Annotated in this window: 22 protein-coding genes; 12 read left to right on the plus strand and 10 right to left on the minus strand. The window is 54.9% G+C overall.

Annotated features, from left to right (window positions below; all coding sequences use genetic code 11):
• The first annotated feature begins 53 nt into the window (after positions 1 to 53).
• From argS to hslU, 4 genes are all read left to right on the plus strand, one after another.
• Entirely contained in the window at positions 54 to 1739 is a 1686-nt protein-coding gene (gene argS, locus Q4606_RS15670) for an arginine--tRNA ligase (protein ID WP_303608103.1), read from the plus strand.
• Positions 1740 to 1888: 149 nt separating this feature from the next.
• Complete coding sequence (locus Q4606_RS15675; protein ID WP_368502319.1) at positions 1889 to 2383, plus strand: SPOR domain-containing protein; 495 nt, start codon at positions 1889 to 1891, stop codon at positions 2381 to 2383.
• Between the two features lie 208 nt (positions 2384 to 2591).
• Positions 2592 to 3146 (plus strand): ATP-dependent protease subunit HslV, encoded by a 555-nt coding sequence (gene hslV, locus Q4606_RS15680; protein WP_303597492.1) that lies wholly within the window; start codon positions 2592 to 2594, stop codon positions 3144 to 3146.
• Positions 3147 to 3148: 2 nt separating this feature from the next.
• Positions 3149 to 4480, plus strand: a complete 1332-nt coding sequence (gene hslU, locus Q4606_RS15685; protein WP_303608105.1) for an ATP-dependent protease ATPase subunit HslU — start codon at positions 3149 to 3151, stop codon at positions 4478 to 4480.
• Between the two features lie 60 nt (positions 4481 to 4540).
• On the opposite strand, the gene Q4606_RS15690 is transcribed toward hslU, so the two are convergent.
• The 3 genes from Q4606_RS15690 to Q4606_RS15700 form a co-directional block, all read right to left on the minus strand.
• Complete coding sequence (locus tag Q4606_RS15690) at positions 4541 to 5785, minus strand: patatin-like phospholipase family protein (RefSeq protein WP_303597489.1); 1245 nt, start codon at positions 5783 to 5785, stop codon at positions 4541 to 4543.
• A 118-nt stretch (positions 5786 to 5903) separates the two neighbouring features.
• Positions 5904 to 8210: a phosphoenolpyruvate--protein phosphotransferase gene (gene ptsP, locus Q4606_RS15695; RefSeq protein ID WP_303597488.1), complete on the minus strand. Its 2307-nt coding sequence runs from the start codon at positions 8208 to 8210 to the stop codon at positions 5904 to 5906.
• A gap of 14 nt (positions 8211 to 8224) precedes the next feature.
• Positions 8225 to 8755 (minus strand): RNA pyrophosphohydrolase, encoded by a 531-nt coding sequence (locus Q4606_RS15700; protein ID WP_303597487.1) that lies wholly within the window; start codon positions 8753 to 8755, stop codon positions 8225 to 8227.
• A gap of 172 nt (positions 8756 to 8927) precedes the next feature.
• On the opposite strand from Q4606_RS15700, the gene Q4606_RS15705 reads away from it, so the two are divergent.
• Positions 8928 to 9587 (plus strand): HAD family phosphatase, encoded by a 660-nt coding sequence (locus Q4606_RS15705; RefSeq protein WP_303608106.1) that lies wholly within the window; start codon positions 8928 to 8930, stop codon positions 9585 to 9587.
• Between the two features lie 43 nt (positions 9588 to 9630).
• Here Q4606_RS15705 and Q4606_RS15710 read toward each other — a convergent pair whose 3' ends face one another.
• The 3 genes from Q4606_RS15710 to Q4606_RS15720 form a co-directional block, all read right to left on the minus strand.
• Positions 9631 to 10827 carry a class I SAM-dependent rRNA methyltransferase gene (locus Q4606_RS15710; protein WP_303608107.1) on the minus strand — a complete coding sequence of 399 codons (1197 nt, stop codon included), beginning with the start codon at positions 10825 to 10827 and terminating at the stop codon, positions 9631 to 9633.
• Positions 10828 to 11110: 283 nt separating this feature from the next.
• Entirely contained in the window at positions 11111 to 11503 is a 393-nt protein-coding gene (gene gcvH / locus Q4606_RS15715) for a glycine cleavage system protein GcvH (RefSeq protein WP_303597484.1), read from the minus strand.
• A 45-nt stretch (positions 11504 to 11548) separates the two neighbouring features.
• Positions 11549 to 12439: a LysR family transcriptional regulator gene (locus Q4606_RS15720; RefSeq protein ID WP_303608108.1), complete on the minus strand. Its 891-nt coding sequence runs from the start codon at positions 12437 to 12439 to the stop codon at positions 11549 to 11551.
• A gap of 120 nt (positions 12440 to 12559) precedes the next feature.
• Here Q4606_RS15720 and metE point away from each other — a divergent pair, with 120 nt between their 5' ends.
• A complete protein-coding gene (gene metE, locus Q4606_RS15725; protein ID WP_303608109.1) occupies positions 12560 to 14881 on the plus strand; it encodes a 5-methyltetrahydropteroyltriglutamate--homocysteine S-methyltransferase in 2322 nt (773 codons plus the stop codon).
• Here the strand turns inward: metE and cpdA are convergent.
• From cpdA to Q4606_RS15740, 3 genes are all read right to left on the minus strand, one after another.
• A complete protein-coding gene (gene cpdA / locus Q4606_RS15730; protein WP_303608110.1) occupies positions 14875 to 15681 on the minus strand; it encodes a 3',5'-cyclic-AMP phosphodiesterase in 807 nt (268 codons plus the stop codon). The two genes, metE and cpdA, sit on opposite strands and share 7 nt — an antisense overlap.
• Positions 15682 to 15916: 235 nt before the next feature.
• Positions 15917 to 16402, minus strand: a complete 486-nt coding sequence (locus tag Q4606_RS15735; protein ID WP_303608111.1) for a DUF1249 domain-containing protein — start codon at positions 16400 to 16402, stop codon at positions 15917 to 15919.
• A complete protein-coding gene (locus tag Q4606_RS15740) occupies positions 16402 to 17019 on the minus strand; it encodes an NUDIX domain-containing protein (RefSeq protein ID WP_303597478.1) in 618 nt (205 codons plus the stop codon). Before Q4606_RS15740 ends, Q4606_RS15735 begins: the two co-directional genes overlap by 1 nt.
• Positions 17020 to 17288: 269 nt before the next feature.
• Between Q4606_RS15740 and Q4606_RS15745 the strand changes: the two genes are divergently transcribed.
• A complete protein-coding gene (locus Q4606_RS15745) occupies positions 17289 to 18650 on the plus strand; it encodes a TolC family outer membrane protein (RefSeq protein WP_303608112.1) in 1362 nt (453 codons plus the stop codon).
• Between the two features lie 100 nt (positions 18651 to 18750).
• On the opposite strand, the gene waaA is transcribed toward Q4606_RS15745, so the two are convergent.
• Positions 18751 to 20004, minus strand: coding sequence for a lipid IV(A) 3-deoxy-D-manno-octulosonic acid transferase (waaA, locus tag Q4606_RS15750; RefSeq protein ID WP_303608113.1), 1254 nt, complete (start codon positions 20002 to 20004; stop codon positions 18751 to 18753).
• Positions 20005 to 20124: 120 nt separating this feature from the next.
• Here waaA and lpxL point away from each other — a divergent pair, with 120 nt between their 5' ends.
• From lpxL to Q4606_RS15775, 5 genes are all read left to right on the plus strand, one after another.
• A complete protein-coding gene (gene lpxL, locus Q4606_RS15755) occupies positions 20125 to 21072 on the plus strand; it encodes an LpxL/LpxP family Kdo(2)-lipid IV(A) lauroyl/palmitoleoyl acyltransferase (RefSeq protein WP_303608114.1) in 948 nt (315 codons plus the stop codon).
• Entirely contained in the window at positions 21059 to 22039 is a 981-nt protein-coding gene (locus tag Q4606_RS15760; RefSeq protein WP_303608115.1) for a mitochondrial fission ELM1 family protein, read from the plus strand. The genes lpxL and Q4606_RS15760 overlap by 14 nt, the downstream gene beginning before the upstream one ends.
• Entirely contained in the window at positions 22036 to 23151 is a 1116-nt protein-coding gene (locus Q4606_RS15765; protein ID WP_303608116.1) for a glycosyltransferase family 4 protein, read from the plus strand. The genes Q4606_RS15760 and Q4606_RS15765 overlap by 4 nt, the downstream gene beginning before the upstream one ends.
• Positions 23148 to 24185 carry a glycosyltransferase gene (locus Q4606_RS15770; RefSeq protein WP_303608117.1) on the plus strand — a complete coding sequence of 346 codons (1038 nt, stop codon included), beginning with the start codon at positions 23148 to 23150 and terminating at the stop codon, positions 24183 to 24185. Before Q4606_RS15765 ends, Q4606_RS15770 begins: the two co-directional genes overlap by 4 nt.
• Positions 24186 to 24274: 89 nt before the next feature.
• Entirely contained in the window at positions 24275 to 24943 is a 669-nt protein-coding gene (locus Q4606_RS15775; protein ID WP_303597471.1) for a YrbL family protein, read from the plus strand.
• Positions 24944 to 25016 lie beyond the last annotated feature (73 nt).

The following is a 25016-nucleotide window of genomic DNA, read 5'->3' on the forward strand; positions in this document are numbered from 1 at the left end:
ACAGGGCGCCCTGCCCCAATCCAATTTTCCAGTAAACCGAGTCATCTCACAGCATGAAAGAGACCGTTTCCGACCTGATCCAGTCCGCGCTTGCCGCTCTTCAGTCAGAGGGCACATTGCCCGCAGACCAGGCGTACACGCCGCAAGTAGGCAGCACCAAGGACAAATCCCACGGTGACTACGCCTGCAACATCGCGCTGGTTGCCGCCAAAACGGCCGGCTGCGCGCCCCGCAAACTGGCTGAGTTGCTGATAGAGAAACTGCCGGAAAGCAGCGCCGTGGAGAAAGTGGAAATTGCTGGCCCGGGCTTTATTAACTTTTTCATGAGCACCGCCAGTGCGTTCGAGATCGTTAACACGGTTCTGGCCGAGGCAGGCCAGTTCGGTCGCAACAACGGCGGCAAGGGCGAAAAAGTTCAAGTGGAGTTTGTCTCAGCCAACCCCACCGGCCCGCTGCATGTGGGCCATGGCCGGGGCGCAGCGATTGGCGATTGCCTTTGCCGGTTGCTGGAAGCTAACGGCTATGATGTGACCCGCGAATTCTACTACAACGATGCCGGTGCCCAGATCAACAACCTCGCACTCTCCGTGCAGGCCCGCGTAAAGGGGCTGACACCTGAGGACGACGGCTGGCCGGAAGACGGCTATCGCGGCGACTACATTACCGATGTTGCCACAGCGTATCTGGCTGGTGACACCGTCACCGCAGATGACCGTGAAGTAACTGCCAGCGCAGACCCCAACGATCGTAAAGCCATTCAGGAATTTGCCGTGGCGTACCTGCGCCGGGAACAAGACCTGGACCTGAAGGCGTTTGGTGTTGAGTTTGATGTGTACTTCCTTGAGTCCTCCCTGTACCAGGACGGCAAGGTAGAAGCCACCGTCAAGCGCCTGCAAGACAACGGCTTCACTTACGAAGACGGTGGCGCCATGTGGCTTAAAACCACTGAGTTCGGAGATGACAAAGACCGGGTGATGCGCAAGAAAGATGGCGGTTACACCTACTTTCTGCCAGATGTGGCGTACCACCTGGATAAATGGCAGCGCGGCTACACCACCGTGATTAACGAGCAGGGTGCCGACCACCACTCCACAGTTACCCGGGTTCGCGCAGGATTACAGGCCCTGAAAGCGGGCATTCCTCAGGGATGGCCGGATTACGTGCTACACCAGATGGTCATGGTCACTCGTTCTGGCCAGGAAGTAAAAATATCCAAGCGCGCCGGCAGCTACGTCACCATTCGCGACCTGATTGATGAAGTGGGCCGGGACGCCACTCGTTTCTTCCTTGCGGCACGGCGAGTCGACTCCCAGTTGACCTTTGATATCGACCTGGCGCGTTCCCAGACCAATGAAAACCCTGTGTACTACGTTCAGTATGCCCATGCCCGCATCTGCAGTGTGTTGAGGAAACTGGCGACGGAAGGCGTTGAGCGGGGATTCAACGAGTGCCTGGGCGATCTTTCTGTGCTCACACTGGATGAGGAAAAGGATCTGGCAAATCAACTGGCAAAGTACCCTGAGCTGATTGCCAACTCTGCAGCCCAACGCGAACCGCATCACCTCACTCACTACCTGAGGGATTTGGCGGGACAATTCCACACCTATTACAACGCCCATAAGGTGCTCATCGAAGACACAGCAGTACGTGATGCCCGAGTAAGCCTCTACCTAGCCGTGCGCCAGGTAATCGCGAACGGGCTGGATCTACTGGGTGTCAGCGCTCCGGAAGAGATGTAAATAGCAACATGTCCCGAGACTACGCTCGCAAAAGCCGATCAGGCTCACCGTCAGCAACTGCAAAGAAAAAACCTGCCGGACCTGCGCGCCCCCAGAAAAAGCGCACGAAGCCAGCAGCACCGGCCAGCTCCCAACGTGGAGGACTTTCTTTGAAGTGGATTCTTTCACTGGCTACGGTCGGCGGCTTTATCGGTTTTATTGTGTACCTGAACTCCATACCACCCAGCGAGGGTCCACGACAGCCACAGCCTGTGCTCGAACAACCGGTGCAGCAGCGGCCAGAAAAAACCACCAAGCAAGTCGAGAAAAAGCCAGGTTTCCGGTTTTACGAAATGCTTCCCGAATCGGAAGTCATACCTCCGAAAGTGGATGCATACACGCCGGGTCCGGCCAAACAGGATTTCGACTATCTAGTGCAGTCCGGCTCATTCCGCAGCAAGGAAGACGCCGAGCGCCAACGCGCCCAGATTGCCTTCCAGGGGCTTCGAGCCGCCGTGCAACGTATAGAGCTAGATAGTGGCTCGGTCTGGTATCGCGTGAATGTAGGCCCATTCACATCGCGCAGCCAGATGAGTTCGGCGATCGACAAGCTGGTGTCTATTAACATTCAGCCGCTTATCCGCAAGGTCCCTAAACAGGGTTAACCGTTTCCGCAGGCTACTGGAGGCTAAGGGGCAGAGCTTTCCAAAACCGTGCGAAGCCATGGATGGCGGAGCCGAGCGTACAGGGATGTATTCACAGCGTGTTTTGGAAAGCTCTGCGCCACAGCCTCTACCCCCGAACTACTTGAATTCTCCTATCCTGCCTCCATAACTGCCCAATACCGATTTTTATCAGGCAATTGGAGCCCAAATGACTACCATACTTTCCGTCCGACGCGATGACGAAGTTGCCATGGGTGGCGACGGCCAGGTTTCTCTGGGGAACACAATGATGAAGGGCAACGCCCGCAAGGTCCGCCGGCTATACAACGGGCAGGTTATCGCGGGTTTCGCAGGTGGTACTGCGGATGCATTTACTCTATTCGAGCGATTTGAGGCTCAACTTGAGAAGCATAACGGGAACCTAACAAGAGCAGCCGTTGAACTTGCCAAAGACTGGCGCACAGACAGAGCATTGCGCAAGCTGGAAGCACTGCTGGCGGTGGCGGACAAAACTGCGTCTCTGATCATCACCGGGAACGGCGATGTAATTGAGCCCGAGCAAGGATTGATCGCGATTGGTTCCGGTGGTCCGTTCGCCCAGGCCTCCGCCCGCGCACTGCTTGAAAATACCGAACTTTCCGCCCACGAGATTGTGGAAAAAGGCTTGGAGATAGCAGCGGACATATGCATCTATACGAATCATAATCGCACCATCGAACTGCTCTCCAAAGAAGCCTCTTCCAAAACCACTGATCCGGAGTAACCATGTCTGCTATGACTCCCCGTGAGATTGTTCACGAGCTCAATAAACACATCGTGGGCCAGCAAGAGGCCAAGCGGGCCGTGGCGATTGCCCTCAGAAATCGCTGGCGCCGGATGCAGCTGGACACCACCCTTCGCGACGAAGTCACACCCAAGAACATTTTGATGATCGGCCCGACCGGCGTTGGTAAAACCGAAATTGCGCGTCGCCTTGCCAAACTGGCTGATGCACCATTCCTTAAAGTGGAAGCCACCAAATTTACCGAGGTAGGCTACGTTGGGCGTGATGTTGAATCCATCATTCGTGACCTCGCCGATATGGCCGTCAAGATGTTGCGGGTGAAGGAAATGAAACTTCATGAAGAAAGGGCTCTGGACGCAGCTGAAGACCGTATTCTGGACGCCCTGATCCCGCCAGCCAGAAGCTTTGATGAAGACAGCCAAAAGTCTTCTCAAGACTCCTCCACCCGCCAGCTGTTCCGGAAAAAGCTGCGGGAAGGTGAGCTAGACGATAAGGAAATTGAAATTGACCTGCGCAACTCCGGCGCCGGTGTTGAAATCATGGCCCCCCCGGGCATGGAGGAGATGACCAACCAGCTGCAGAGCATGTTCTCCAACATGGCTTCTGAAAAGTCCAAGCCGAGAAAAATGAAAGTATCTGAAGCCCTCAAACGGGTGAAAGAAGAGGAAGCGGCCAAGCTGGTCAATGAAGAGTCGATCAAGCAGAAAGCCATACTCGCTGTGGAGCAAAATGGCATTGTGTTTCTCGATGAAATTGACAAGGTTGCCAAGCGCTCGGAGAACACCTCATCGGATGTTTCCCGTGAAGGCGTCCAACGGGATCTCCTGCCCCTTATTGAAGGCAGTACCGTGAGCACAAAATACGGTTCGGTGCGCACGGACCACATCCTGTTTATCGCCTCCGGTGCGTTCCACTTGGCCAAGCCATCGGATCTGATTCCGGAACTTCAAGGCCGTTTGCCAATCCGCGTGGAACTACAGGCCCTCAGCCCCGATGATTTCAAGCGCATTCTTACGGAGCCTGATGCCTCACTGGTTCAGCAATACGAAGCGCTGATGGCCACCGAGGGTGTGAAACTGACGTTCAGCGAAGACGCCATCGCACGCATCGCAGAGATTTCCTGGAAGGTAAACGAAACTACCGAAAACATCGGTGCGCGACGCCTCCATACGGTACTGGAACGACTTCTGGAAAGCCTGTCTTTCGATGCAGGAGACGGCGTAACAGAAACATTTGAAGTAACTGCAGGCTACGTTGATGAAAAACTTGGAGACTTGTCGGAAGACGAGGATTTGAGCCGCTACATTCTCTGACCCGCACGCGGGACCAGAGGCTACCGGGCCAAGGGGTTCAACTACCTCTGGCCCGGTTATTTATTCGGCTTTTGAAAACAGCTGCGTGACATTTTCCAGCCCGGTCACAAGCCTGCCCTTCCCTGCTGCCTTTTTCTGCCGGCTCTTGGCTACATACAGCGGTAGCATTTCACCATATAGGCTGGTGCTTATTGTACGCTGTTCATCTTCCAGCCTGTCCCGGCGCAGCTTGATGCCATACTTCGCCAGCTTTGGCTCCAGTTCGTCAGCCCGGTTTAGCAGATCCCGGCGCGTCATTTGATAAGCGTGTTCGCATACCATCCTGCGTGACTGAAAGCTGAATACATTTGAGAAAAACAGCTTGGCATCGTCTCTGGTGGGCTCAAACAACAAAATATCTTTATCCGGATAGGCCGTCGCGTAATGCGCTATTCCGGATTTCATCCGTGAGTACACCATGGTCCGGAACATCTGTGACAGCAGATTCGGCATACCCGAACGAGTCAACTCCCCTGGCGACATGCTTCCCGCACGAACCGCTGCGCTGGCGTCGATCGGGACCTGGGGATTTACAGCAAAAACCAGATCCGCGCCGTCCTCAAATGCTACCGACGCATGCAGGCCTTTGCGCAGAGTCCCATCCACATAGTAGCGGCCATCTATTTCAACAGGCACGTACAAGCCGGGTGATGCCGTACTCGCCTGAATGGCTCTGGAAATCGGCACATGATCAAACCCTGGAGCACCAAAACATACGGCCTCGGTGCTTTCAACATCAGCAGCAACAATGTAGAGACTGCGCTTCAACTGCCGAAAATCGTTTGAACGCCCAAGCATTGAAAATGCCCGCTTCAGGTATTCATGCAGACCTTCGTTATCGAAAAGCCCGGCGGGAACCGCCTGCGCCATAAGAGTCAGAGCTTCAAGCAGGCTCTGATCGTAGGGATTATTGATAAAGCGGCGGAGGGCCGTGGAAAATAGCCCGGGTATTGCGAGTAGCCGCCCCCCCATTTCCTTCAGCGCCGGGCGGAAGAAGACATCCGGGTGAAAAGGATGAACCTCGGCCTCATTCCGGACAAAAATCCGGCACAATTGCGCTGTGGTCATCTGGTTAGCCAGGTTCGCCGCTACAAAGGAGCCTGCATTAACGCCCACATAGACATCAAGGTTGTTAAAATCCAACCCATCCAACGCCTCGTCCAGCGCTCTGAGCGCGCCAATTTCGTATATCCCGCCCAAGGGACCACCGCCACCAAGCGCAAGCCCGATGCGTGGAGTGGGTTTTACTCCGGTTGGCGTTGTCATAACTTTTCCTTTTCCGGGTAAACAGCCTTAACGAGGCTACTCGACGGCACACACACCAAGTTAGCAACAGGGTTTAGAGTACGCACCCTAGATTTAAAAGCTCCCCGAACTGGCATCATCAGGAAGCAGCCTGTTCGGCCAATGCCGCGGACGTGGATTTACCTGGCCGCAGATAGCGCCCAAAGCCAGCATTGCGCAATGCAAGCTCTACGCAGCTTTTAATCACATGGGGCGAATCCAGCAACAGTACATCTTTAAGAAGTTTCACCGCCCATTCCCGGCTGACGCTGCGAATGACAGATTTCACCTTCGGCAAACTGGCCGCGTTCATCGATAGAGAGTCGAAGCCCATGGCCATCAGCAACACGGCGCCACCCGGGTCTCCCGCCAACTCGCCACAGATACCCACTGGCTTGCCAACCGAATGGGCATCCTGCGCAATTCTTACCAGTGCCTGCAACACTGCCGGGTGATACGAGTGATATAGCTGGGCAACACGAGGGTTGTTACGATCTACTGCAAGCAGATACTGGGTCAGATCGTTGGAGCCAACCGAGAGAAAATCGACACGGTCAGCCAGCTCGCGAATCTGATATACCGCAGCCGGTATTTCCACCATTACACCCACCTTGGGCATATGAATGTCATACCCCTCTTCCCGAACTTCATGATAAACCCGGTATATCAGGTGCAGGGATTCCTCAACTTCAGAAATATTGCTGACCATCGGCAGCATGATCTGGAGATTGTTCAGGCCTTCGCTCGCCTTCAGCATGGCCCGCACCTGCACCAGAAAGATTTCAGGGTGATCCAGCGTGACCCGAATACCCCGCCAGCCCAGGAAAGGGTTCTCTTCTTCAATCGGGAAGTAGGTCAGCGCCTTGTCACCACCGATATCCAGGGTGCGCATGGTCACAGGATTGGGCGCAAAAGCCTCCAACTGTTCACGATAATACTGCCGCTGCTCCTGTTCCGATGGAAAGCGGTCCTTTATCATGAAGGGCACTTCGGTGCGGTATAAGCCTATCCCTTCCGCCCCGTGAGACAGGGAGCGCACCACATCCGTCATCAGCCCGGTATTAACCAGCAGGGGCACCCGATGGCCATCCGTTGTTATACAGGGCTTGTCACGGAGCGCTTCCAATCCACGATCAATTTCATCTTCTTCGTCACAAATTTGCTGGAAAAATGTACGGAGATCCGCCGAGGGTGATGCGAAAATCTGGCCTTCAAAACCGTCGACGATAAGCTCCTTACCATCGAGCTGATTAACTGGAATATCCACCAGGCCCATAACGGTGGGAACGCCCATTGCACGGGCAAGAATGGCAACATGAGAGTTACTGGAGCCCTTAACGGACACAAGCCCGACCAATTGCCCCCGGGGCACTTCACCCAGCATGGCGGGAGTCAGTTCCTCACTGACCAGAACCGTGCGCTCGGGATAGTTCAAGTCCTTCTGCTCACCTTCCTGAAGATAGGAAAGCAGACGACGACCTAGATCGCGAACGTCTACCGCCCTTTCCTGGAGGTAGTGGTCGTCCATCATTTCAAAATGACGGACATAGTGCTGAACCACCTGTTTCAGCGCCCCCTGAGCCCAGATCCCCTCACGGATTCTGTTATTGACCTCCCCAGGCAAGGCTTCGTCGCCGAGCATACGGAGGTAGACATCAAACAGCGCTAACTCTTCAGGACGAAGCCTTGAGGTCAGCCGTTTTGCAACCTTTTCGATGTCTTCGCAAACGGCTTGCACAGCAGACCGGAACAGCTCAAGTTCCTGTTCAACGTCTTCTGCCGGCCTATCGGGAACCACGTCCAGATCGGCGGCCGGGTAGACCACAACACCATGGCCAATTGCCACACCAGGCGCTCCCGGCACACCATCGAAGCTGACATCGTGAGCCTCTTCACCGGTTAGCGAAAGGCCGCTGATGGCTCCGGTCGCTTCACTGTGCGCAATCACACCCGCCAGTTGAGCCGAAACCGTGACCAGAAACGCCTCTTCCCCTTCGTCAAAACACCGTGAACTCTCACGTTGCTGGACCACGAGGACACCCAGCACCCGGCGATGATGAATAATGGGAACCCCGAGAAACGAGCGAAAGCGCTCTTCTCCGGTTTCAGGAAAATAACGATAGCGGGGGTGAGACGGCGCGTCTTCAAGGTTGATAGGCTCTTCGCGGGAGCCCACGAGCCCGACCAGTCCTTCTGAGTGCGCTAGGCTCACCACGCCTACGGCCTTCAGGTACAGACCTTCAGTTGCCATCAGAATGTAGCGGTTGGACGCTGGATCCAGCAGATAAACAGAACAGACTTCAGTCCCCATGGCTTTCTGCACACGTGACACGATAATACCCAGTGCCTCTTGCAGATCCCGGGCACTGTTTACCTCTTGTACAAGACTTCGCAGAATGCTCAGCATGGGGTGTCAGTCCGTCATTTCGCCTGTTCCTTTAAACGCCGGTTATGCTCGCTCCGGTGCCACTGCTCCATGTTATGGAACAGCCTTGGCGCGAGCTCTCTCAGCGCACGTCGATACACTTCACGCTTGAAGGAAACCACCTGGCCCAACGGGTACCAGTAGCTTACCCACTGCCAACCATCGAACTCCGGTGAATCCGTGCCATCAACGCGTACTTGCGCGTCCGGCGATAACATCCTCAGCAGGAACCATTTCTGTTTTTGGCCCACACAGACGGGGTGCGAGTTATGCCGTACCATCCTTCGGGGAAGGCGGTATCTCAGCCAGCCCCGGGTACAACTGATGATTTCAACATCATTGGCGCCCAGGCCAACTTCCTCTCCAAGCTCCCGATACAGTGCATCTTCCGGCGATTCTTCAGTATTGATACCGCCTTGGGGAAACTGCCAGGAGTCTTGCCCTATTCGCCTTGCCCAGAGAACTTCTCCCCGGTGGTTGGCCAGAATGATTCCGACGTTGGGTCTGAAACCGTCTGAATCGATCACGGCACAGTCCTCTTAATAAAGTCGGCAGACCGGTCAGATATTTACCGGTCGGATTTTTCCAAGTTGCGCTCATTCTTACAGAATCCCAAGGCTTCGGCAAACGCAGCTGTGCGCGGACACTCATGGTAGGATATTGCCCTTCCCGAAGCCCTGTGTCCCTGGAGGTAAACGCTTGACCCTAGCAATTTTTGATCTCGACAATACCCTGCTCGCCGGTGACAGTGATCACGCCTGGGGTGAGTTTCTTGTGGAGGAAGGTATCGTTGATGCCGAGATTTATCGCAAGACCAACGACCGGTTCTATCAGGAATACCTGAACGGTGAGATGGACATACTGAACTATCTCAAGTTTGCGCTTCAGCCTCTTTCGGTCCATAACATGGAAGAGCTGCTGAAGTGGCGAGCCATCTTCATGGACAAGAAGGTGCACCCCATGCTGCTGAAAAAAGCCGGTGAACTTCTTGAAAGCCACAGGGAGCGCGACCACACCCTGATGATCATCACAGCCACCAACCGGTTCGTAACCGAACCTATCGCGGAACTCCTGGGCATTGAGCACCTGATTGCCACTGAGCCGGAAATGATCAACGGTTGCTACACCGGAGAGATTGCCGGCGTTCCCAGTTTCCAGGAAGGCAAGGTCACCAGGCTGAACGATTGGTTGGCTGCTCACGGCGAAAGTCTTGAAGGTGCCTGGTTCTACAGCGATTCACACAATGACTTGCCACTGCTCGAGAAAGTCGCCAATCCGGTTGCAGTTGATCCGGACCCGAGGCTGGAAAAGTACGCCAGAAGTCAGGGGTGGAGCGTTATGACGCTTCGCGACGAATGAGCACTGAAAACGAGTGGACCCCGCTTTTGGGGCCCGCTCACCTTCACATAAAGCCGGTCAGTGAGCGAACAAAGCAGGATTTGATGTAGTCCGTCTCCGGAATTCCCGGAATAATCGGGTGATCAGGCGCTTGATGCCCCTGCTCGAGAAGCTGGACGAACCGATCAATCTTGCGGCCGCTGCCACGGATAATATCAACCAGCTTCTCTTGAGAGAGGTGCATGGAACAGGAAGCAGAAACCAATACGCCATCTCGCTCCAGCAGTCGCAGCCCTAGCTGATTCAATCGCGCATAAGCCTGTTCACCAGCTTTCTGGTCCCTCCGGCGGGGAATAAGTGCGGGCGGATCAAGTACAACGATATCGTATTTCTCTTTCTCATCTGCCAGCGCTTTCAGCGCCTCGAACGCATCGCCCTCAATGGTTTCGACGTTATCCAGACCGTTGAGGTTCGCATTGTGATGAACCGAATCAATGGCTCCTGCGGAACTGTCCACGCAGGTAACCTGGGTTGCACCAGCGCACGCAGCCTGAATCCCCCAACCGCCCACGTAACTGAACACATCCAGCACCCTTTTGCCCGGTGCATAGGCCTGAAGGCGCTGGCGGTTCATCCTGTGATCGTAGAACCAGCCCGTTTTTTGGCCGCCTTCGAGGGGCACCTCAAAGCGAACACCGTTTTCCTCTACTTGAAGGAGCTCTGCCTCAGGGCCGTGCGCCTGCTCAACGTAGGAGCCCAACCCTTCGACTGAGCGCATCTTGCCATCGTTCTTGAGGAAAATAGCCTTCGGGTGCGCCAGGCGCTGAATCGCCCTAATAATCGATTCTTTCATCTGCTCCATGCCGGCAGTGGAGATTTGCACGACTACAGTATCGCCAAACCGATCCACTACCAGCCCGGACAGTCCGTCACTGTCGCCAAATACCCAGCGATAGAACGGCTTGTCAAACAGCCGCTCTCGCAATGCCAGCGCCGTTTCCATTCGCTGAGTCAGTCGGTTCGGCGTCATACCCTGCGCCGCATCGCGGCTGATTAAACGGCCACAGATGAGGGCGTGCGGGTTCACGAACACAACACCGAGCGGCTTGTCATTGGAGGCTCTCAGTTCAGCCTGGGCACCGGCTTCAAAGGCAGCCAGCGGTGATCGCCGGGTGTCGACTTCGTTGCTATAAACCCAAAGGTGGCCTGCGCGAAGCCTGCGTTCCGCGCCTTTGCGTAGATATAAAACCGGGAAATTCATTGCGACCACCTAGGGAAAGGAATTCAGGGCGGGGATTATACATGAAGGAAGTGTGGGCGCACCTGAGCTGGGAGTATGGAACCGTCGGGCACAGCTTTTCAAAACACGCTCCTTGCGGCACATCCATGTGGCGCTTGGGCTCCGCCTCTCACTGCTTATTGCTCCTGCGTCGCAGTGAGAGTCCTGGGCTGGCCGTCCTTGGCCAGCCCGTGAAGAGTTTCTCGCTCTTCACCCATGGCTCCGCACAGTTTTGGAAAGCTGTGCCCGACGATCCCTGATCGGCTTACTCAGCAGCCGCTACATGCTCCGCATAAGCCACAGCATCCATCAGGCCATCAATCTCACCTTCATCAGCCAGCTTCACTTTGAACAACCAGCCGTCGCCGTAAGGGTCTTCGTTGACCTTTTCCGGCTCGTCTTCAAGAGCGTCGTTAATCTCGAGAACCTCTCCCGTTACCGGGCTGAACACGTCGGAGGCCGATTTAACCGATTCAGCAACTCCGGCCTCCTCACCACCGTTAACCGTTTCACCTACCTCGGGCACGCCGATATATACCACATCGCCTAACTGCTCCTGGGCGAAGTCTGTGATGCCGACGGTTGCTGTGCCATCAGCGTGCACGCGCACCCATTGGTGAGTATCGATGTATTTGAGATCAGAGGGAGTGTCGCTCATAAGTGAAGTTCCTGAGAAATTTTTTGCGCAGTGTAACCGAAGAGATTAGCGCCAGCTAACCTCTCGCGCCAACTGCATAAATGAATCCAGATATTGTACCCCGACATCTCGCTCACGACAGCCCAGATAAATCTGCTTGGAAATACCTTCTTTTCCAATTTTTACAGGAACCACCCCTAATCGATCACGATATTCGTGCACCAGCCAGCGGGGTAACGCTGCCACTCCGCGCCCAGCGGCGACCATTTGCAGCATGATATCCGTGGTCTCAATGGTTTTGTGACGAGCCGGGCGCAGGTTTGCGGGAACCAATAAATGATTGAATACATCCAGGCGCTCGATTGCCACCGGGTAAGTAATCAGAGTTTCCGGCTCCAGATCCACCGCCTCTGCCCAGGGTTGACCTGCCAACCGGTGATTAGCTGCAACCACCAGAACCTGTTCGTAATCAAAAACAGGTTCGAATACCAGGCCGGGCCGGTGCAGCGGGTCGGGAGTTACCAGCATGTCGATGTCGTGGCCGAACAGCGCGCCAATACCCCCGAACTGGAATTTCTGTTTTACATCCACGTCTACCGCGGGCCATTGCTCGAGATAAGGGCCAACAACCTTCAGCAACCATTGGTAGCAAGGGTGGCATTCCATTCCTATACGAAGGGTGCCGGCCTGTCCTCTGGCGAACTGACCGATAAGCATCTCCGCATGCTCAAACTGGGGCAACAAGCGATTCGCCAGCGCCAGCAGGTGACTACCAGCCTGAGTCAGCCGGAGCTGGCGCCCTTCTCTCAACCAAAGGGGAGTCCCCAGCTGGTGCTCGAGTTTACGAATCGAGTGGCTGAGAGCTGACTGCGTCACATGGAGGCAGTTGGCCGCTGCAGTGAGAGACCCTTCTGCTTCAACAGCCCGGAGCACTTCCAGGTGGCTACGTTCAATCATTCTGCCAACCATGAGTAGAATTAATGGAAGCCTGAAATAATACCATTATTATTCATTAATCCGGAACGCTAATCTTGCCGCTGCTGCTAACAACCTGACACCTACAAAATGGAGTTCCGGATGACTACCACCCATAACCTTGGCTACCCCCGCATCGGCCCCCGTCGTGAACTCAAATTTGCCCTGGAATCGTTATGGCACGGCAAAGCCAGCGAACCGGCCTTGCAAAAAACGGCCGCCGGGCTGCGAGCGCAGAACTGGCAAGAACAGTCAGGGCTTGCTCTTGCGCCTGTGGGCGATTTTTCGCTGTACGATCAGGTACTGGACATGACAGTCACGCTCGGAAATTTACCGGAAAGAGCCCGCGCCTATGACGGCTCCGCGCTGGATGAATATTTTCGTGTGGCCCGGGGCCGCTCCCCGAGCGACAGCACCTGCTGCAGTGTGCATGCAGGGGAAATGACAAAATGGTTCGACACCAACTATCACTACATAGTGCCGGAGTTCAGCGCTGATACTAGCTTTAGCCTGAACGCGGAGCGCATTCTGGACCAACTAGCCGAAGCTCGAACGCGGGGTGTGAGCGCCAAACCGGTCATCATCGGCCCGGTTACCTATCTCTGGCTCGGCAAAGCCAAAGACGACTCCGATCGCCTGAATCTTCTGAACAAGCTACTGCCGGTATACGCCGAGCTACTGGCAAAGCTTGCTGCACAAGGTGCCGAATGGGTGCAAATTGATGAGCCAGCACTGGTCACCGAACTCGATGCGAACTGGCGACACGCGTTTATACTTGCGTATCACGAGTTGAAAACAGCGCCAGTGAAGCTGCTGCTGACAACCTATTTCGGAGAACTAAGGGAGAACCTGCAACTTGCCTGTGAACTGCCTGTGGCGGGCATTCATCTGGATGCGATCCGCGCCCGGAGCGAAGTATCCCGGCTGGCTGACTGGCTACCGGTCCATAAAGTGCTTTCTCTCGGTGTTATCAATGGCCGGAATATTTGGAAAACCGACCTGAACGCCACACTCGACCTGCTGGAGCCATTAAAAGAAAAGCTGGCCGAACGCCTCTGGCTCGCCCCCTCATGCTCTCTTCTACATGTACCCGTTGACCTGGAAAGTGAAACCACACTGGACCCTGAAGTCCGCAACTGGTTGGCCTTCGCGCGCCAAAAGCTGCAGGAATTGAGCATACTGGCGAAGGCTCTGGATAATGGCCGTGAATCTGTCGCAAAAGAACTCGAGACCAACCAGAAAGCCATCGAAAACCGCAGCCAGTCACCACGGGTTCACAACCCGGCTGTTACCAAGGCCCTGTCGGCTGTTACACCGGGGTATGGCCAGCGCAAGAGCCCGTTCAGCACCCGCGCCCGGCTGCAGAAAGAGCGATTTCAACTGCCAGCCTACCCAACGACCACCATTGGCTCTTTTCCCCAAACACCAGAAATCCGTGAGGTACGCAAAGAGTTCCGTCTAGGCAACCTGGACCAGCAGGATTATACCGCGCGAATTCATGAAGAAATCGCCTACTGTGTAAAGCAACAGGAAGCGCTTGGACTGGACGTACTGGTACACGGCGAAGCCGAACGTAACGACATGGTGGAGTATTTCGGCGAGCAACTCGAGGGCTATGTTTTCAGCCGTTTTGGCTGGGTGCAATCCTACGGTTCCCGTTGCGTGAAACCTCCGATTCTATTTGGAGACATCTCCCGTCCTAACGCCATGACTGTAGACTGGATCAAATACGCGCAGTCCCTGACGGACAAGCCCATGAAAGGCATGCTTACCGGCCCCGTAACCATTCTGAACTGGTCGTTCGTGCGCGACGATCAGCCGCGCAGAGACACTTGCTTGCAGTTGGCTTTGGCCGTACGTGAAGAAGTGCAGGACCTGGAAAAATCAGGCGTAGGGATTATCCAGATAGATGAGGCCGCCTTGCGCGAAGGCTTGCCGTTACGTGAATCAGACTGGAACGCCTATCTTGAGTGGGCCATAGAGGCGTTCCGCATCAGCGCAAACGGCGTGCGGGACGATACCCAGATTCACACCCACATGTGTTATTCGGAGTTCAATGACATCATTGGCGCGATCGCCCGCATGGATGCGGATGTCATTACCATAGAAACGTCACGCTCGGCTATGGAACTGCTTGATGCGTTCAAGGGCTTCGAGTATCCCAATGATATCGGCCCGGGGGTCTACGACATCCACTCACCAAACATCCCGCAAACGGAGCAGGTTACAAATCTAATGGAAAAGGCTGCGGAGCGGATTCCGGCGGAACGTCTATGGGTCAACCCGGATTGCGGCCTAAAAACCCGACGCTGGGAGGAAGTAATTCCAGCACTCAAAGCCATGGTGGCAGCAGCACGTGAGCTGCGGACGCAAAACAAGGGCAAAGAGGTCATGGCAACAGAGCTCGCAGAAACGACTCAGTAACCGGAGCTGTTCTGATCGAGTTCAAACTCGAAATCCAGGGCCCGGCAAACTTCCGTTGTGAAACTGCCGGAGGCCTGGAACTCGAACCAGCGATATCCCGGAGCCTGATCCTCAACCGAGAACTTGCGGGAACCGGAAGTGAACTGAATACAGGTGGAAGGCGTCGCCAGTAGCTGCACGCCATTTCTCTGTTGCTCATGGGTCTGGTGAACATGGCCCCACAGCACTATTTTAACTTGCGGGAAACGATCAACCACTTTCCAGAATTCTTCACGATTCCTGAGGCCGATTTCTTTCATCCATTCAGCACCAATATCCACCGGGTGGTGATGCAAGGTGACAAGAGCCGGCAAGCCCGGGTGCTGCTCCAGCGTTTGTGCCAGAAACTCCAGCTCGGATTCGGCAAGCTCTCCAAATACTTTCCCGGGCACGGACGAGTCCAACATAATGAATTGCCAGCCGCCCTGGACAATATGCCGGTGATCCGCGCCATAGTTCGCTGCAATTGTATTCAGGCGTGTCGCATGATCATGATTACCTGCGATCCATGCCGAATCACAGCTGAACGCAGCAAGCCGGTCACCAAAAACACGGTACGCGTCTTCCGAGCCATCCTGAGCAAGGTCGCCGGTGGCGAGGATCAGGTCCGGCTGCCCATGGGATCTGAGCACCTCAGCAATAACGGCATCAAGACTGTCACGGGTATTCACACCCAGCAACGCGCCATCGGCACTGGACATCAGGTGCGGATCCGTTAACTGCAGTACCCGAAGCGGACGGGTGGTTACCTTTGGAGTCATTATGCCCTTGGTCTTCTCGCTGCAATCACTTGAGGAACTGTTTTACAGGCTTTCGCTTCAAGCCGGTTCCCGTGGTTTCAGAACAAGTGTACGTTGTCTGCTCCTGGATTTATCACCTGCCACTGGAACCGGCGTCACATTCTGAAGATGCGCCGGGCAATATATTGCATTATTTAACAACCAAACTCGCACGCTCAGTGCGTGCAGACTTTCAGCCAGCCAGACGGCATTAACCTCAATCGGCGCCTTCTCCCGCTGTCCAGGCGGCATGCTCAAGAGGAAGGTGGCCGAACTTCAGACAGTATTCGAGCCAGTCGGCGAGGAACCCATTCACCTGAACTTTTTCGTCCGGGTGATGCATAAAACGATTCGGGTAGTCATTAACCGGTGCAATCCGGGCATCACGATAACAGCTGATGACCTCTGCCATAACCGCATCGTGATACACCCGAACGGTCATCTGCGGATTATTGAGCCAGCGACCGTTATTGTGAGTCTGTTCGAGAAGGAGGGTTTCAGTGAACCGGGCTGTTTGCAGTACCTCGATACGAACACGGCCCAGATACTCGCTTTCCCGGTAAAGTTCGATTTCGCACAAGGGCTTATCTTCCACCCTCAACTGGCGCAGCCTGCGAAGGCGATGGTAGTTCCCCTCACACAGAGCCGCAAACTGGCGCAAATCCGGAACATAGCGTTTGGGTTTCATTGTCCACTCACCCATCACTGCCACCCTGCACGCAATCTGTCCCGGTTAAGCTGCAACCATTGGATGGCAATGATTGCAGCCGCATTATTAATTCGGCCATCACTGATCATGGCTATGGCGTCGTCTGCAGAAACCACGTGGGCCCGAATATCTTCGTGCTCATGCTCAAGCCCGTAGAGGCCTCCTGCTGCCTCCGTACTGACTTGGCCACAATAGAGATAGATCATTTCTGTGCTTCCACCCGGAGAAACCAGGTAATCGCAGATTTTTTCGAGTTTGCTGAAGGTAAGGCCTGCCTCTTCCTGACCCTCTCTCTGAGCAACCTCCTCACTACTCTCGCCATTTTCGTTCATTCCAGCGACTAACTCCAACAACCACGGAGACTGGTCTCGACCGAGTGCGCCCAGGCGAAACTGTTCAAGCAGAACAACCTCGTCGCGACCGGGATCATAAGGAAGTACGCAGGTCGCGTCACCACGGATGAAAAGTTCGCGAGTAAACTCGGGCATGCTCTTGCCATCAAAGCGAGGATGCGTCAGCCACAACTTGTCCATTCGAAAAAAGCCCTGAAAGACGGTTTCGCGTTTTTCGATTTTGACATCACTGACTTTGAACTGAAACGGCTCGGCCATTGTTCATCCTGGTTAGAATCGGATTTCGAACGATAGCCGCTTGAAGTCAGTTATTGCAAGCGCGAGCCCTTCTGGGTAGGATGCTAACTAGATGCAATCTGCAAATGTAGAGCTGAGAGCAATAATTGTCCATAATGGCCCGTCTGTTTCGGTCGGCTTGACGTACCCTTGCTGTTAATGGCCTCACCACCATCTCACTAGGAACGATACGGCATTCCTTTTCAGCGCCCCGGGAGGGTGCAGAAGCGCATATGAATTCAGGAGAAACAATGAAGAAACGACTGCTTTCCGGGCTCGTGGGCCTCTTGGCAGCACAACCTGCCCTTTCCATGGACCTGGTAGAGACCTATGAGAAAGCACTCTCCTATGACTCCGGTATTGCTGCCGCCCGCGCCAGCTTTGAGGCCCAACAAGCAGCCAGTGACGTCAGCCAGAGCTTCCTGCTACCCCAGATCGGCGCCTTCGGTGAAGGCAATATGGTCGACCTCGACGGCGGTCCAACTGCGGATTACAGCTACCGTGAACTGTCATACGGTATCCAGCTATCCCAGCCACTATTTCGCGCAGATACCTGGTTCCGATATGACGCCAGCCAGTTTCAGACAGAATCTGCCCGGGCCGAATACAACCTGGCTCAACAGCAACTGATTCTTGATGTCGCAACTGCATACTTTAACGTTCTCCGCGCGCAGGACACAGTGACGACCGCACGGGCAGGCGAAGCCGCAATCCGACGCCAGTATGAACAGGCGCAGGAGCGATTTGACGTGGGTCTGATCGCCATTACAGAAGTCTACGAAGCCCGTGCCAGCTACGATGATAGCCGAAGCCTGCGAATTGCCGCAGAAAACCAGACAAACATTGCCCGGGAGCAGTTGGCCCGTTTTACCGGCGAATATTCCGAGGATCTGGAGAACCTGCGCCAGAACTTTCCTCTCAGCCGTCCGGAACCGATGGACCCGGCAGCCTGGGAAGTCACTGCACTGGAACAGAACTGGTCGATTCAATCTGCCCTTTACCAGCTTGATGCCAGCGAGTCCGTCCTGAAAGAAGCAAAAGCCGGACATTATCCGACTTTGGACCTGAGTGCGTCCTACAGTGATACCAACATTGCAAACGGCACCACAAGTCAGTTCGACGGCACGCAAGGCATCGTTGGGCTGACCTTGAATGTCCCGTTGTATTCTGGTGGTGGCATTCAGGCCGGTGTTCGCCAGCAGCGGTCACAGGTGACCGTCGCGGAAGAGACTCTGACCACCGTGCGCCGTGACGTACAAGTGACGACTCGCAGTCTGTACCTGACCGTTAATAATAACGTTGAAACCGCATCCGCTCTGGAGCAAACCATTGTTTCCCGCCGCAGTGCACTGGATGCAACCCGTGCAGGCTATGACGTGGGCACCCGTAACATAGTCGAGGTGCTGGATGCGGAACGCGCCTACTACGTGGCACTGAATGATTACGCCAACGCCCGTTATGACTATGTGACCAACACACTTCAACTAAAGCAGGCTGCCGGCACGCTCAGCCCGAGGGACCTTATTGAACTGAACAACTGGATCAGCGCCACTGCCCCCGGTATAGAAGCGTTGGCAAACGATAACAAGACTCTGGACGACCCTTCCCGCTAACCTGCACAGGCCCGTCATCCAAATACCTGACCGAGAAAGGGTGGGGAGCAAGCCTCCCCACCCGAATCCTGTCCTGAAGACACCATGGCTTCACGAGACTTCACACCCGCTCGATAATTCCGTCAACCACTCTGTCCAGAGCACCTTTATTCTTATTGACCACGGATAAGGCACGCTGACCACTGGCCTTGCGCTCTCCAGCATCACTAAACAGAACCACCAAACGACGACAAAGCTGATCAGCATCGCTAACCATCGTCACGCCACGGTCATCAAGAAGTCTCTGGTAAATAGTTTCAAAGTTGAAAACGTGAGGCCCGGAAATGACAGGAATCCCCCAACCCGCTGGTTCCAGAGGGTTGTGACCACCGCGTTCAATCAAAGAGCCGCCGACAAACGCCACATCGCTGGCACCGTAAAGCATCATCAGCTCACCCATGGTATCTCCGAGATAAACATCTGCACCCGAAGGGTCTTCGCCAAGAGATCGCCGTGCAAGAGTAAACGCCTGTTTACCCACTTTATCCGTTACCGATTCAAAGCGTTCCGGGTGGCGAGGTACCAGAATCAGCAGGGCACCCGGATGGTTTTTTAAAAGCTGCCGGTGCGCCGCCAGCAACTGGGCATCCTCTCCCTCATGGGTACTACCAGCAATCCATACCGGGCGCGCAGAAAAAGATGCTTTAAGTTCAAGCGAAGCCTGCCGCACAACTTCCGGGATATCCACATCAAACTTCACACTCCCGGTTACCGCAACTTTGGATGGCGCAACACCAATTCGACGAAACCGCTCCGCGTCTTTTTCGGCCTGGGCAGCTACCCAACTGATACTGCGTACAATTGGCGCCACAAGACCTTTGATTCGCTCATAACCCCGGGCAGACCGTTCGGAAAGCCGCGCATTGATCAGGAAAACCGGCACACGACGGGCGCGGCACTGGCGTATCATATTCGGCCAGATTTCAGTTTCCATTATGACTAAAATCCGGGGATTGGTCCGGTCCAGAAAACGGCGTATTGAGCCTGGGGTATCGTAGGGAGCGTAGGCGTATTGAACCTGATCACCAAACATTTTCATGGCCTGTGTCAGGCCTGTGTCCGTCATGGCTGTCATCAGTATCGTAATATCGGGGTTACGGGCGAGCAGGCGCCGCACCATCGGGGCCGCCGCAATGGTTTCGCCTACCGAAACGGCATGCACCCACACCACAGTGCCTTGGGTTCCAGGCACGAAGCCCAAGCGCTGTTCCCAATTGCGGCGCAGCTCGGGGGCCTGCCGGCCCTGCCACCACAACCGCAGAAGAATAAAGGGAAGCAGCAACCGTATAAGTTGAGAGTAGATAAATTGAAGCACGCAGGACTCCTGGCAAATCAGTGCGCTATCATATCCCAAAGCCTATTGATTTGCTTCCGACTGACCCAGCCGGGCACCATAGTCTGCCCAGCAACTTACTGAACCCGGGACCTGTATCACGTGAAGAAGAAATACCGCAGGCAACCACGCAATACCGACTACACCGCCTACCTCCATCCGCGCTGGTGGTCGACCTGGGCCGGGATTGCAGTTATGTGGTGTCTGGCTCAACTTCCTATCCGCTTTCAATGGTGGCTCGGCAAGCTGGCCGGACTTCTCGCCTGGCGCTTTGCCAGCAGGCGCCGCCACATAACCGAAGTCAACATCCGGCTGTGCTTTCCGGAGCTCAATCAGTCGCAGCAGGCTGCTCTGGTCCGCAATGCCTTTATCGCCAATGGAATTGGCCTGATGGAACTGGGTATCGCATGGTTTCGAAACCCTGCAAAGCTTACCGGTATAACGGAAGTTCACGGGAAGGAGCACCTTGATAACGCACTCGCCGAAGGCCAAGGCGTATTGCTGCTGGGCGGCCACTACAGCACACTGGACCTCGGTGGCAGCCTCGTTACTGAGTATATTGAAGCGGATGTGATGCAACGTGATCACAACAATCCGCTGATGAACGCCATCATGACCCGGGCACGTGAGCGCCGATATGACACAGTGCTTGGCGCCAGAGATCTTAGGGGCCTGTTCCGAAGCCTGCGCAATAATCGCACCGTCTGGTACGCCGCCGATCAGGACTACGGGCGCAAAGATATTGTATTTGCACCCTTCTTTGGCATACCAACCGGTACCATAACCGCAACGTCACGAATCGCGGCGCGCAGTAAATGTAAGGTGGTTCCCTTCAGCCACTTCCGGCGGGAGGATAAGCCCGGGTACGACATTTATTTCCACCCTCCGCTGGAATCGTTTCCAAGCGGTGACGACCTGCAGGACGCAACCGAGATCAACCGGATACTTGAGAGGGAAATCCGGCGCGCTCCCGACCAGTACCTATGGATGCACCGACGCTTCAAAACGCGACCAGACAAGGACGACCCAGGGTTCTATGGCAATAAATAAAGCATCGGCAGCGCCTGTAATATGGTTGCTCACAGACAACAAACCAGGGCACAAGAACCAACTGAAAGGCCTGGGCAACCGGTTGCGCGTGAAAGCTGGCGCCAGCCTGTTCTGGATAAACGCGCTCGACACCAAGGTTCCGTTTTGGCGCGCACTACTGGCAATACCTCCGAACCTGGATAGTGCACTCCCCCACCCGGACCTGATCATCGCGGCAGGCTCGGGTACGCACGGGCTCTTGTTATCATTAAGGCGGTTAAAGAAAGCCACAACGCTCGTCCTAATGAAGCCCGGATTCCCTCGAACCTGGATCAGTGGCTCAATTATCCCGGCCCACGATGACATTGCTCAAAACCGGGACACCCTGATTACCGACGGTGTTATCAACACGATCACCCCACTTGCGAAAATCACGGACAAACCGGAAGCCCTGCTGTTACTTGGCGGGCCGTCTCCACATTTTGACTGGGATGATGACGTTGTATTTGGACAAGTTGCCAACCTGATGGGTGAGTACCCGCAATGGCGCTGGACGATCAGCGGCTCAAGAAGAACTCCGGAGGCTTTCAGGGCGAGACTTGAAGAACTTTCTGGCCCGCGAGTCACTGTGGTCAACCCAGACGACACTTACGAAGACTGGCTCAACCATAGAGTTGCCGCATCCAGGGCAATATGGGTAACCCCCGACAGCATGTCCATGGTGTGCGAAGCTGCAACCTCCGGCGTACCAACCGGCCTGTTTCAGCTGCCTGAGCATCCGGGCAGCCGGGTCGCCAGCGGCGTTCAACGACTCGTCGAAGCAGGTTATGTGGCCCGCTGGAGCGATCATGCTGCGGTTATGGGCGGCAAAACAGGCCAGGAAAAACATATCTGGGAAGCAGATAGGGCCGCAAACTGGGTCATCCACCGGTGGCTAGCACAGGGCGCTGGAAAAAAACAAAACGAGCAAAAGGGGAAGGCTTCTTGAGAATTCTTCAGGCGCTGCCCGCCCTGTACAGTGGCGGTGTAGAAAGAGGAACTGTCGAGTTTGCGTCTGACCTGGTGCGTCTCGGCCATGAATCCTATGTCGTGTCCAACGGTGGCCCTTTGGCGAAACGCCTCGAGAAGCAAGGCTCGACCCACATTCAGATGCCCATTCACCGTAAATCGCCTGCGTCATTCGGCCAGATTCGCCCTATGAGAAAGCTGATTCGGGAACTGCAGCCAGACATCATTCATGTCCGCTCACGCATGCCTGCGTGGATTGTACGCCTGGCGTGGAAGAGCTTACCGGCGTATCAGCGCCCCGCGATCGTTTCAACGTTTCACGGGATGTACTCCGTTAACCGATACAGCGCGATCATGGCGAAATCAGATCACGTAATTGCAGTTTCAAATTGCGTGCGCGACTACGTCCTCCATAATTTTCAGGTTCCCGAACACAAACTCACCGTAATACAGCGCGGCGTGGATGTGGATTATTTTCAGCACCGAGACTTGAGCGAAGCATGGCTAAAGGCTCTATTTGTGCAATTTCCGCAGCTCGAGAACAAGCGAATCCTCATGATGCCCGGACGCATTTCCCGCTGGAAAGGCCAGCTGGAGTTTCTTGAGGCCATGAAAGAAATCGTCCGTGCGAAGCCCGACTGCCATGGCATTGTTGTTGGCGGTGCAGAACCAGGCAAAGAACATTTCATGGAGGAGCTTGAACAGCACCGTGCGAAGCTCGGCCTCAACGATAAAGTCACCTTTCTCGGCCAGAGAGATGACATGGCGGAGCTCTATCTGTTTGCCGACTTGGTTTGTCACATGTCGACAAAACCCGAGCCCTTCGGCCGCACAGTTACCGAGGCACTTGCGTCCGGCACGCCCGTCGTCGCATTTAACCGTGGCGGCGCAGCAGAAACGCTGCAAGCATGTTTTCGGGACGGGCTGGTAACGCCCGACGATACCCGAGAGTTTGCAGGGGTTGCGCTCAGGCTGCTGAGCGATTATTCCCCGAATATCGAGATTCCCTTCAGATTTCGTCTCGAGGCACAAACAGAGTCGACACTGGAGGTTTACCGCAAAGTTCTCACCAAAGCGCCTCCTTCACCGTGAACTCAACCAACCGCCTCACCGTTGCCCAATTAATCGCCACTCCGGGAGGTAATTGGGGCGGCATGGAGAAGCACACAGCTGACCTTGCGGAAGAACTTGCGCGCGCCGGCCACAGGGTACATGTTCTGGCACACCCGGGTTACCGACATCGCTTTTCACACGAAATCACTTTCCATCCGTTACCGGTTCAGTGGGGAAGACGGAATCCCTTGCTAAAGCTCCCTTTGAGGCAAATGCTTCGCAAACTCTCACCCGATGTAATCCATGCCCAGGGCAACAAGGCCGCGGCGCTGATTTCAGGGATGGAAATCCCGGGAAGCATAACGGTGGGCACAGTACATGGCACCAAATCCAGCCATAAGGATTTCGACAAACTTGATGGCGTCATTGCCGTAAGCAAAGGCATTCTGAAGTCACTGTCACATCCCGCTAAGACCCTGATTCACAATGGGCTCAAGCTCCAGAACAAAGAGAAAAAAACAACTCATCCGGTACCCGGAAACCAGCACTTTGCAGTGGCCATAGGTCGCCTCGAGCCAGTCAAGCAGTTCGACTGCCTGATTTCTGCATGGGCGTCGATCAAGCCGGCGCTGCCACTCTATATACTTGGCGAGGGATCCCAGGCCCAAAAGCTGAAGGCTCAGCTCCAGCGCCTGGACGCTGAAAGCTTCATAAAACTGCCTGGCTACGAAGACAACCCGACGGCCTGGCTTCAGCAAGCATCAGTGTGCGTAATCAGTTCCGCGCGTGAGGGTTTTCCGTATACTCTTGTCGAAGCCTTACTGGTGCGCTGCCCCGTGCTCTCAACGCCGGTCAATGGCTCCCTTGAGATGCTTCCCGCCGAAAGCCTGGCCACCGCTACAGATGTGAGCGCGTTACAGACACTGTTGTCAGCACAGCTTGCAGATCCCGAAAGCCTTAAAAAAAGCCAGACAGCGTGTTTTGAGTTTGCTTCACGGGAGCTGACACTGGAGGCTATGGCGACCCGAACAGCGGCTTTCTATTACGAGCTTCAAGAAAGCATCCATACCTGAAAGCACTCTGAATTCACTCTCACAACACTGTCGCATACGATTAATGCCCCTGCATTTATGCATGTACCACCAAGGAGAAAGGCGCCGCCATGATCAATCTTTCAGACCAGAAGCCCTTTGCCTCGGGATCCAATCGACACTGTTACCGGCACCCCGGCATTCCTGGCCGCTGCCTGAAAGTAATTCGCCCTGAAAATATAGAAGCCCGCTACCAGCGGCAGATGCCTTTGAAGAAACTGCTCGGCAAATCCAGAATCAACGACAACACACAGGAACAGCGTGCTCACCAGCAGAGTGCCATAGTATCGTTGATCAAACGGGGCCACGAAAGCTGCGTCTGGAAACATCTCCCGCGATTCTATGGTGAAACATCAACTTCGCTCGGCTCCGCCAATGAGAGTGAGCTTCTCCTGGACGACCACGGAGAACCTGCTCAGACGCTTGAGAGCTACCTGCAGCAACACGGCTTTGACACACCTATAAAAGCTGCTTCAGAGCGTTTCTGTGAATGGCTTGAAAATACAGGAATATTGACTCGCAACCTCTTGCCTCACAATCTGGTGGTCACCCTACGAAATGACCAACCAGAGCTTTTCCTGGTCGACGGATTGGGAGCACCCGGCGCTCAGAACAAGCTAGCGGCGATTCCGGCATGGCGAAAGCGCTATATAACGAGACGAATCAATCGCTTCTACAAGCGCATCGCATGGGAGCTCAGTGACAGAAAACGGTCCTGGGAGGACTCACAACAGTTATGAAACCTGCACCGGGCCCACAGCACTGTCGATGCTCAGCCCATATGGTAAGATCCAACCTTCGAATGCAGTGTTC

The organism is Marinobacter sp. 1_MG-2023 (assembly GCF_030549045.1).
GTDB lineage: Bacteria > Pseudomonadota > Gammaproteobacteria > Pseudomonadales > Oleiphilaceae > Marinobacter.